Annotated in this window: 1 pseudogene; it reads left to right on the forward strand. The window is 66.5% G+C overall.

The features are described 5' to 3' along the window. Positions 1 to 561, forward strand: a pseudogene (locus ACN5AZ_RS18720) (bifunctional methylenetetrahydrofolate dehydrogenase/methenyltetrahydrofolate cyclohydrolase); the annotation flags it as partial.

Genomic DNA, 561 nt, shown 5'->3' on the forward strand with positions numbered 1-561 from the left:
GATCCGGCCAAGGATGTGGACGGGTTCCATATCTCGAATGTGGGGCTGCTGGGCACGGGGCAGAAGTCCATGGTGCCTTGCACGCCGCTGGGCTGTCTGATGATGCTGCGCGACCACCATGGGTCGCTGTCGGGGCTGGATGCGGTGGTGATCGGGCGCTCCAACATCGTTGGCAAACCGATGGCGCAGCTGCTGCTGGGCGACAGCTGCACCGTCACCATCGCCCATTCGCGCACCCGCGATCTGGCGGATGTGGTGCGCCGTGCCGATATCGTTGTGGCCGCCGTGGGACGCCCGAATATGGTGCCGGGAGACTGGATCAAATCCGGCGCCACGGTGATCGACATCGGCATCAACCGCATTGATGCGCCGGAAAAGGGCGAGGGCAAGACGCGGCTGGTGGGCGATTGCGACTATGACAGCTGCGCCGAGGTGGCGGGCGCCATCACCCCGGTCCCCGGCGGCGTCGGCCCTATGACCATCGCCTGTCTGCTGGCCAACACCGTCACCGCCTGCTGCCGCGCCAACGGGTTGACCGAACCGGACGGGCTGACGGCGTAA

Origin of the sequence: Sagittula sp. SSi028, assembly GCF_048553715.1 — a bacterium.
Lineage (GTDB): Bacteria > Pseudomonadota > Alphaproteobacteria > Rhodobacterales > Rhodobacteraceae > Sagittula.